Origin of the sequence: Micromonospora sp. DH13, assembly GCF_020873825.1 — a bacterium.
Classification (GTDB): Bacteria; Actinomycetota; Actinomycetes; order Mycobacteriales; family Micromonosporaceae; genus Micromonospora; species Micromonospora haikouensis.
Genome location: NZ_JAHWGR010000027.1, coordinates 112,194 through 121,188, shown reverse-complemented (window position 1 = coordinate 121,188; position 8,995 = coordinate 112,194). Strand labels below are relative to the sequence as shown.

At 75.1% G+C, this 8,995-nt stretch carries 8 protein-coding genes; 2 read left to right on the top strand and 6 right to left on the bottom strand.

What is annotated here, in order from left to right; translation table 11 throughout:
• The first annotated feature begins 44 nt into the window (after nucleotides 1-44).
• Together LPA42_RS23745 and LPA42_RS23740 are read left to right on the top strand one after the other, a co-directional pair.
• The gene (locus LPA42_RS23745) at nucleotides 45-761 is read left to right on the top strand and encodes a bifunctional 2-polyprenyl-6-hydroxyphenol methylase/3-demethylubiquinol 3-O-methyltransferase UbiG (RefSeq protein ID WP_077938864.1); all 717 of its coding nucleotides are present in this window, start codon (nucleotides 45-47) and stop codon (nucleotides 759-761) included.
• A 142-nt stretch (nucleotides 762-903) separates the two neighbouring features.
• Nucleotides 904-1,530 carry a lipoprotein gene (locus LPA42_RS23740; protein ID WP_077938863.1) on the top strand — a complete coding sequence of 209 codons (627 nt, stop codon included), beginning with the start codon at nucleotides 904-906 and terminating at the stop codon, nucleotides 1,528-1,530.
• Here LPA42_RS23740 and LPA42_RS23735 read toward each other — a convergent pair.
• The 6 genes from LPA42_RS23735 to LPA42_RS23710 all read right to left on the bottom strand — a co-directional run bounded on the left by LPA42_RS23735 (nucleotide 1,523) and on the right by LPA42_RS23710 (nucleotide 8,907).
• The gene (locus tag LPA42_RS23735; RefSeq protein ID WP_228986865.1) at nucleotides 1,523-2,578 is read right to left on the bottom strand and encodes an ROK family protein; all 1,056 of its coding nucleotides are present in this window, start codon (nucleotides 2,576-2,578) and stop codon (nucleotides 1,523-1,525) included. The genes LPA42_RS23740 and LPA42_RS23735 overlap by 8 nt on opposite strands.
• 34 nt (nucleotides 2,579-2,612) lie before the next feature.
• Nucleotides 2,613-4,070, bottom strand: coding sequence for a lyase family protein (locus LPA42_RS23730; protein ID WP_077938862.1), 1,458 nt, complete (start codon nucleotides 4,068-4,070; stop codon nucleotides 2,613-2,615).
• Nucleotides 4,071-4,143: 73 nt separating this feature from the next.
• Nucleotides 4,144-5,106: an amidohydrolase family protein gene (locus LPA42_RS23725; protein WP_077938861.1), complete on the bottom strand. Its 963-nt coding sequence runs from the start codon at nucleotides 5,104-5,106 to the stop codon at nucleotides 4,144-4,146.
• Nucleotides 5,103-6,056 (bottom strand): creatininase family protein, encoded by a 954-nt coding sequence (locus LPA42_RS23720; RefSeq protein ID WP_228986864.1) that lies wholly within the window; start codon nucleotides 6,054-6,056, stop codon nucleotides 5,103-5,105. Before LPA42_RS23720 ends, LPA42_RS23725 begins: the two co-directional genes overlap by 4 nt.
• Nucleotides 6,044-7,837, bottom strand: coding sequence for an iron ABC transporter permease (locus LPA42_RS23715; protein WP_228986863.1), 1,794 nt, complete (start codon nucleotides 7,835-7,837; stop codon nucleotides 6,044-6,046). The genes LPA42_RS23720 and LPA42_RS23715 overlap by 13 nt, the downstream gene beginning before the upstream one ends.
• Nucleotides 7,834-8,907, bottom strand: coding sequence for an ABC transporter ATP-binding protein (locus LPA42_RS23710; RefSeq protein ID WP_077938858.1), 1,074 nt, complete (start codon nucleotides 8,905-8,907; stop codon nucleotides 7,834-7,836). Before LPA42_RS23710 ends, LPA42_RS23715 begins: the two co-directional genes overlap by 4 nt.
• Nucleotides 8,908-8,995 lie beyond the last annotated feature (88 nt).

Here is an 8,995-nt window from a genome sequence, read left to right as displayed (position 1 = left end):
CTCGTCTAGGGTGAGGTTCGCCGAGATCGCGCTAGGAGCATGCCGTGGAAGCGACCGAGATCCGCAAGCTCGCCGCGCTGGAGGACACCCACTGGTGGTACCGGGAGCGGCGGGTCCTGCTGGCCCGGGCGCTACGCCGGCTGGCCGCCGCCGGCCACGTCCCCGGGCGGGCGCTCGACGTCGGCGCGGCCGGGGGCGGCAACACCCGGGTCCTGCGGGCGCACGGCTGGCAGCCCGTGGCGCTGGAATACAGCGCGGAGGGCGCCGGGGTCGCCCGGGAACGCGGCCTCGACGTGATCCGGGCCGACGCCCGGCACCTGCCGCTGCCGTCGGCGAGCCTGGGCCTGGTCACCGCGTTCGACATCCTGGAGCACTTCGACGAGGACCACCTGGCCGCCGCCGAGATCCGCCGCACGCTGCGCCCCGGGGGCGTGGCGCTGATCGCCGTACCGGCCGACATGGCGCTGTGGTCGGCGCACGACGTTGCGGTCGGTCACGTCCGCCGTTACGACCGGGCGTCGCTGCGGGCCGTGGTGGAGAAGGCTGGGCTGGTGGTCGACGAGCTGTGGAGCTGGAACGTGCTGCTGCGGCCGGTCGCGGCCTGGCGGCGGCGCAAGTCCACCGGCAGCGACCTGGACGAGCTGAACCCGCTGGTCAACCTCGGGCTGCGCGCCGTCGTCACCGCCGAGCGGCACCTGCCGGTGCGGGCGCTGCCGGGGGTGTCGCTGATGCTGCGCGCCCACCGCCCCGCCGCCGACTGACCGCTCCGCCGGGCCCCGCCGACGACTGACCGTCACGCGGAACGCCCCGCCACCGACCAACCTGGCCACCCACCGTTACCATCCATCGGCCCGTCCGGGGTGGACCGGGCGGGTGTGGACGACCACGGGGGATGTGCGAGCGGTGTTGCGACGGATCGGGGCGGTCCTGCTGGCCGTCCTCTGCACGGTGCCGGCGGCGGGCTGCGCCGACGAAGGGACGCGGGCGGCGACAAGCTACGGCCCGTCCCCGGTGGTGACGGGCCCACCCTGGTACGACGAGGTAGCTCCCGCCGAGGCCGGCCTCACCGTCGGCGCTCCGGGCAGCCCCTGCGAGCTGCCGGTCACGTTCTCGCTGCCGACCGGGTGGACGCCCGAGGCGGTGGCGGAGGAGGCCACGATCACGCTGGGCGGGGCCCGGCTGCGCTGCGAGATCGACGCGAAGCCCGCCGGCAGCGTGGGCTTCCTGCGGGTGTGGGCGGCCGACGGGTCCACCGGGGACGGCCGCGCCACGCTGGAGGGGTTCCTCGCCGACTACGGCCGGGTCAGCGAGATCGAGTACCGGCGGGTGCGGCGCGGCCCGCTGGACCTGGTCGAGGCGACGTTCCTGCAGCGCAGCGAGTTCAGCGGCCCGAACCGGCAGCGGGCGCTGGTGGCGGACACCCTGGGCGGCGGGCCGGTACTGCTGACCCTCGGCGGGATGGACACCGACGAGTTCGAGGACATGTTCCCGGCCTATCAGCTCGCGACGCGGACGTTCCAGGTCAACTGACCGCCGGGGCCGTCGAGGCTGCCGGGGCCGTCGAGGCTGCCGGGGCCGTCGAGGCTGCCGGGGCCGTCGAGGCTGCCGGGGCCGTCGGAGCCGTCGGGACCGCCTCCCTGGCCAGCACCACCGCGCCGAGCAGCGCGGCGTCGTCGGCGAAGCCGGAGAGCACCACGTCCGGCCGGTACGGCAGCACGGCGGCGAGCCGCTCGACGAGCAGGCCACGGATCAGGTCGCTGCCGGCCACCCCGCCGACCAGCACCACCCGCTGCGGGTCGACCAGCAGGCAGCAGGTGACCAGGTGGCGGGCCAGCTCGTCGACGCGGGCGGTCAGCGCGTCCCGGGCCGGGCCGGGCGAGGCGGCGGCGGCGGCCAGCCCGGCGGCGGCCCCGGGCACGCCGAGGTCGGCGGCGAGCCGGTCCAGCGCCCGGCCGGAGAAGTCCAGCTCCAGCATGGTGCCGGGCCAGGGGCCGCCGGCCACGGCGTACCCGATCTCGCCGGCCGCCCCGTGGTGGCCGGGCAGCACGGCACCGCGCACGGTGAGCGCCGCCGCGACGCCGGTGCCGATGCCGACGACCAGGCCGGGGTCGGCGTCGCGGAGCGCGCCGAGGCGCAGCTCGGCCAGGGCGGCGGCGTTCAGGTCGTTGTCGACGGCGACGACGGGCGCGCCGAGCCGGTCGCGCACCGCGTCGGCCAGCCGCAGCCGGTCCCAGCCGGGCACGTTCGGGGCCAGGTCGATGCCGTCGGGCCGGACCACCCCGGGCGAGGCGACGCCCGCCGCCGCGAGCGGCCCGCCGGCCTGCCCCACCAGCTTCGCGGCCAGCTCCAGGGCGCGGTCCAGGGCCTGCGGGGCACCCCGTTCGGCGTACGTGGGCACCCGCTCGCGGGCCAGCAGCCGGCCCGCCGCGTCGGCGACCCCGACGGCCATCTTGGTGCCGCCGAAGTCGATGCCGAGCAGCACGCCGTCGTCGCCGGTCACCTGCGCAGCGCCGGTCACCTCCGCGTCGCCGGTCAGCGGGGCGGGCGGGGTGGCGGGGCCGTCCAGCCGCAGGTTCACGCGCCGGTCCCCTCGGTCGTGGTGGCGCGCGCGCTCACCGGGCGGCCCGTTCGGCGGCGACGGCGTCGAGCGCCGCGTCGGCGGCGGCGAGCCGGGCCCGTACGGCGGCGAGCCGGCCGCCGGCGGCGTCGAATGCCACCCGCAGCGTGGCCACCTGGTTGCGGACGGCGCACCGGCCGGGGCCGTCGACCTGCGCCCGGTCGAGCACCAGCTCGGGGCGGACGGCGGCGGCGAGCAGGTCGGCGATCGCGTCGTCGTCGAGCCGGTCGGTGATGCCCTGCGCCGCCGCGCGGACCCCCTCGGCGGTCCACGTGTCGGGGGCACCGGCGCGGACCAGCCGGCCGACCACCGAGTGGGCGGCCCGGAACGGCACCCCGTGCCGGGTCAGCGCGTCCGCGGCGGCGGTGGTGGTGGCCCCGGAGGCGACGATCTCCCCCGCCGACGGCGGCTCCAGCGGCTCGATCTCGGCGAGGAAGCCGCCGAGCAGGGCGAAGAACCGGTCGGTGCGGTCGTTGCTCTCCCAGAGCCGCACCTGGACGTCGGTGGTGGCGTTGTTGGAGTCCTCCCACCAGGCCGCGCCGACGTTGTTGAGCACGCTCGCGGCGTCGGCGGCGGTCGCGCCGGCGTACGAGACGAGGTGCTCCAGCACCACCGGGTTGCGCTTCTGCGGCATGATGCTGCTGCCCTGGGTGAAGTCGCCGGGGGTGGTCACCCAGCGCCAGCTCAGCCAGTCCATCAGGGTGCGGGCCAGCCGCGCCCCGGTGGCGAGGGCCTGCGCGTTGAGCGTGCCGACCCGGACCAGGTGGTCCGCGCCGGCGACCGCCTCGTACGAGTTGGTGACCAGGCCGGCGAAGCCGAGCAGCTCCGCCACCCGGGCCGGGTCGATGTCCAGGTCGGTGCCGGCGAACGCGCAGGAGCCCAGCGGCGAGACGTTGAGCGCGTCGATCAGGTCGGCGTAGGCGGCGGCCTCGCCCGCGAGGGCCTCGGCGTACCCGGCGAGGGCGTGGCCGATGGTGGTGGGCTGGGCGGGCCGGCGGTGGGTGTAGCCGGTGATCACCACGTCGGCGTACCGGTCGGCGGCGGCCAGGGCGGTGGCCCCGGTGGCCAGCACCCGGTCGAGGACGCCGACGAGCTGGTCGCGCAGCAGCATCCGGAACACCCCGGCGTCGAGGTCGTTGCGGCTGCGGGCCATCTGCACGTCCAGCTCGGACGCCGGCACGCCGCACGCGGCGGCCAGCCGCTTCTCCAGCAGGTAGTACGTGTCCTCGAAGGTGCCGTCGAACGGCGGCGCAGCGCTGGTGTCGGCGCGCAGCTCCGCCAGCCCGCGCAGCAGCCGGGCGCCCCGCTCGGCGGGGATCAGCCCCTGCTCGGTCAGCATCACCACGTGCGCCTGGCTGGCCCGCACCATCGCCGGGAAGAGCCGCCCGACGTGGTGGTCGTACGTGGGCCGGAGGTGGTGCCGCTGGTAGGTGGTCAGCGCGGGTGTGCTCATCAGGGTCTCTGCTTCCTTCCGGTGCCGGGCGGGACGTGGGGCAGGCGCGACGCCGCTCGCCGCGCCCGGGACGTCAGCCGGTCGTGGTGTCCAGGCCGAGCAGGCGCTCGGCGTTGCCGGCGAAGATCGCACGCAGGTGGTCGTCGGGCAGGCCCAGCTCGTGGCAGACGCGGAGCTGGTCGTCGAGGTAGCGGGTGACGTAGCCGCGCGGGAACCACGACGAGTCGCTGCCGTAGACGATGCGGTGCGGGCCGATGGTCTCGTAGCAGCGCCGGAACAGGTCCTCCAGCGTCAGCTTGTAGGGCATCCAGCGCACCCACTGGTTGGAGCCGGACGTGTCGACGTGGATGTTCGGGCAGCCCCAGGCGGCGAAGAGCAGGTCCTGCACGTGCTGGACGCCGAAGTGCGGCACCACGACGGCCAGCTCGGGGAAGCGCCGGGCCATCCGGGCCAGCTCGTCGGGGCCGCCGTGCCGGCCGAAGCTCAGCCCGCCCGCGCTGCCGTAGTGCCCGATGTGGATCAGCACGGGCACGCCGAGGCGCTGGGCGGTCGCCCAGAGCGGGTCGAGGTCGGCGTGGTCGAGGGGGCCGCGCAGCAGCGGGGCGAACAGCTTCAGCCCGCGCAGGCCGCGTTCGGTGACGGCGCGTTCCAGCTCGGCGGCGGCCCCCGGAGAGTACGGGTCGTGGTGGGCGAGGCCGAGCAGCAGGTCGGGGTGGCGGTCGACGACGTCGGCGACGGTGTCGTTGCCGCCGCCGGTGACGAACACGGCCCGCCGCACGTTGACCCGGCGCAGCTCCTCGGCCCACCGGTCCGCCTCGTCCTCCCAGCGCTGCGCCGGGGGCTCCGGGTCGGCGAAGGCCCACGCCCGCCGCCACTTCGCCGCGTACGGGGCGGAGCCGGCGGCGCGGACGGCCCGCTCGTGCTCGCCGCCGGGGTGCATCCCGGCGGCGTGCTCGCACGCCTGGATCGTCGGGTCGGCGGCGATGCGGAAGTGCAGGTGGAAGTCGACGATGTCGAGTCCCCGGTCGACGGTCACGACGGCTCCCCCTCGGCGGGCGGCGAGTCCGGCAGCGGACCGACGCCCGCCGGCGAGTCCGGCAGCGGGTCGGCGGTGGGGGGGGCGGGCGGGGCGGCGGCCACCCAGGCGGCGACGACCTCCCGCAGCCGCGTCCCGGCCAGCTCGCGCACCCGCCGGCCGGCGGGCTCGTCGGCCAGCGACACGTGCCCGGACCAGCCCTGCCACGGGTCGGGCCGGGACTCCACCAGCACGTACGGGTGGGTCACCGGCAGCTTCGGCTTCGGCGGGAGGTCGTCGACCGCGCCGAGCCGGACCGCGCCGGGGTCGAACCCGAGCACCCCGGACGTCTCGTACGCGCCGCCGTGGCCGCGGGAGACCTGCGGCCCGTACAGCTCGGTGGTCTCGGCGGGGGTGACGAGCTGGAACCAGTTGACCAGCAGCAGGCTCGCCGTGCGCCGGCCGGACACCCACTCCATGGCGGCCCGGACGGTGGACATGTTGGCGTCGTGCCCGTTGACGATCAGCAGCCGGGTGAAGCCGGCCGCCACGATGCCCTCGATGACGTCGGCGAGGTAGCCGACGGCGATCTCCGGCCGGATCGCCACGGTGCCGGGCCACGGCCGGGTCTGGCCGGGGCAGGCGGCGTACGCGACGGCGGGGAAGAGCACCCCGCGCGGGCCCGCCGCCGGGGGCGCGGCCTCGTCCGGGGTCCCGCCGCCGGACGAGGCCGCGCCGTCTGCGGAGGCCTGCGCGCTCTCGGCGGCGAAGCCCTCGGCGAGGATCAGGTCGGTGCCCAGCGGCAGGTGCGGGCCGTGCCACTCGACCGCGCCGACCGGCAGCACCGCGAAGTCGGCCGCGGCGGCGACCGCCGCCAGCTCCCCGCCGGGGACCCGGGCGACCGGGACCAGCCCGCCGTGGGCGAGCCAGGCGGCCACGTGGTCGCCGGCCGGTGTCGTCACGCCGTCCATCGCGCCGCCTCCCGGGTCGAGCGTCGGCCGCCCGCCAGGCGGCCGGAGACCACCATCACCACGAAGATCAGGACCACCTGGAGCATGCCGTACGCGGCGGCGGTGCCGACCTCGAACGAGTACATCCGGTTGTTGATCTCCACGGAGATGGGCGCGGTCTCCGAGGTGTAGATGAGCACCGAGGCGACGAACTCGCCGACCCCGTGCACGAAGGCGAGCAGCGCGCCGGCCAGCACGCCCGGCAGCATCAGCCGCAGGGTGACCGTGCCGAACGCCCGCCACCAGGACGCCCCGAGGTTGCGGGCGGCCTCCTCCAGCGACGGGTCGAGCTGCGCCAGGGCGGCCGAGCTGGAGCGGAAGACCAGCGGCAGGAACCGCACGAAGTACGCCAGCGGCATGATCCAGAAGGTGCCGATGAGCACCTGCCCGAAGCTGAACGCGTTGCCGGTGCTGAACGCCGAGATGAGGTTGATCGCCACCACCGTGCCAGGCAGCGCCCAGGCCAGCATGACCGCCACGTCCAGCAGGCCCCGGCCGCGGAAGTCCAGCCGGCGCACCGCGTACGCGATGAGCACGCCGACCACGACGCAGGCGACGGTGGCGATGAGGCTCATCTTGAGCGAGTTGAGGATCGGCTGGAACGCCCTCGGCTCCGCGAAGATCGTGACGAAGTTCTGCATCGTGTACTGCGCGGGGATCACCTCGGTGGTCCACGAGCCGTCCCGGGAGAACGCCACCAGGGCGATCGTCGCCACCGGCGCGAGCAGCACGGCCGTGGCCAGCAGGGACGCGGCCAGGGCGAGCCACCGGCCGAGCGGGTTGGTGATCTCCCGCCGGTGGGCGGCGACGCCCTTGGACTGGGAGCGGTAGCTGCGCCGCCCCTCGTACCAGCGCATGCCGAGCAGGAACAGCACCGAGACGACGCCGAGCACGGAGGCATAGGTCGACGCCATCGGCAGGTCGCCGTTGGTGCGGTTGATGTAGATCTGCATGGTCATCGTCTGGTCCACCCCGAACAGCAGCGGGGCGGTGTACGACGCCAGGGACGTCATGAACACCAGCAGCGACGCCGACACCAGCGCCGGGGTGAGCATCGGCAGCAGCACCGTGCGCCACACCCGCACCCGCCCGGCGCCCAGGTTGTAGGCGGCCTCCTCCACCGACGGGTCCATCCCGCCGAGGGCGGCGGAGGCGGACAGGTAGAAGTACGGGTACATGGTGAACGTGTGCACCACCAGCACCCCGGCGATGCCGCTGAACGGCAGCACCGGGTTCTCCGCGCCGAAGAGCTGCTGCAGGCCGCGCGGCAGGATGCCGGTCTCGCTGTAGAGGAGCTGGAACGAGATCGCCCCGATCAGCGGCGGCAGGGCCGCCGGCACCAGGATGATCGCCTCGATCAGCTTGCGGCCGGGGAACGAGAAGCGCTTGAGCAGGAACGCCATCGCCACGCCGACGATCCCGCAGAGCAGCACGCTGGCCGCCGAGATGATCAGCGAGGTGACCAGCGACGACCGGGCCACCCCGTCGCCGGTAAGGAAGCTGCCGTAGTTCTCCACCCCGTCCACGCCGACGCTCTCGGCGAAGGTGGCGAACATGGGCTGCACGACGTACCCGAAGAGGACCAGCGCGAGCGGGAAGACCAGCACGTACGGGAACCAGCGGGAGCCGGTGCCCCCGGCGAACCGGTCGGCCAGCCGGCGGCGCGGGCCCGGCGGCGGCGTCGGCTCCTTCGTGACCGGCGCGACGGTGGCCGGGCTCGGGGTGGCGGGGATGGTGGTCACGGACGCACCACCCACATCCGGTCCCGGTTGAGCCGCAGCCCGACCTGGTCGCCGACGGCGATGCCGGCCGGCACGTCGACGGCGGCCACCTGCATGCGCTCCCCGGCGGTGTCGACGACCAGGTTGGTGGCCATCCCGGTGAACTCCAGCTCGGCGATGCGGCCGGGCAGCGCGCCCGGCTCCGTGGTGGAGGTGAGGCCGATGTGCTCGGGGCGCACCGACACCTGGGCGGTCTCGCCCTGGCGCAGCCCGTGGTCGGCCGGGGCCGGCACGTCGATCTCGCCGCCGCCGGGCAGCCCCACCGTCACGGCCCGTTCCGTGGCGCCCTGCACGGGCAGGGTGAGCACGTTGCTGCGCCCGATGAACCGGGCGACGAAGCTCGTCGCCGGGCGGTGGTAGATCTCCTGCGGCGCGCCGATCTGCTGCACCCGGCCCGCCTGCATGACCGCGATCCGGTCCGACATGGCCATCGCCTCGGCCTGGTCGTGGGTGACGTAGATGCCGGTGGTGCCGGCCTCCTGCTGGATGCGGCGGATCTCCGTGCGGGTCTCCTCGCGCAGCTTCGCGTCGAGGTTGGACAGCGGCTCGTCGAGCAGCAGGGTCTTCGGCCGGATCACCAGGGCGCGGGCCAGGGCCACCCGCTGCTGCTGGCCGCCGGAGAGCTCGTCGATGCGCCGGTCGCCGTACCCGGCGAGGTGCACCTGGCCGAGGGCCTCCTCGACGCGCCGCCTCGACTCGGCGCGGCCGACCTTGCGGATCTTCAGCCCGTACGCGACGTTCTGCGCGACGGACAGGTGCGGGAAGAGCGCGTAGTTCTGGAACACCATGCCGGTGTCGCGCTTGTTCGGCGGACGCCGGGTGACGTCCTCCGTGCCGAACCGGATCCGGCCGGAGGTGGGGAAGTAGAACCCGGCCACCATGCGCAGGGTGGTGGTCTTGCCGCAGCCGCTCGGGCCGAGCAGGGTGAAGAACTCCCCGGCGGCGATGGTGATGTCGACGTCGGCCACGGCGGCGGTGTCGCCGCCGCGCGCGAAGCGCTTGCTCACCGACTCCAGCGTGACATCGATCATGGCGTCCTCTCCTGTATGGCTGGGTGGCTTCCGGGGCGGGCGCTGTGCAAGGAAGGGCCCCTTGTTAACGCCTGCGGTAGAGAAGGGT

Excerpts from the sequence above, each read along its gene's own strand:
- LPA42_RS23730 (WP_077938862.1), bottom strand. The coding sequence starts at position 4,070 with ATGAGCACACCCGCGCTGACCACCTACCAGCGGCACCACCTCCGGCCC.
- LPA42_RS23720 (WP_228986864.1), bottom strand. The coding sequence starts at position 6,056 with ATGGACGGCGTGACGACACCGGCCGGCGACCACGTGGCCGCCTGGCTC.
- LPA42_RS23710 (WP_077938858.1), bottom strand. The coding sequence starts at position 8,907 with ATGATCGATGTCACGCTGGAGTCGGTGAGCAAGCGCTTCGCGCGCGGC.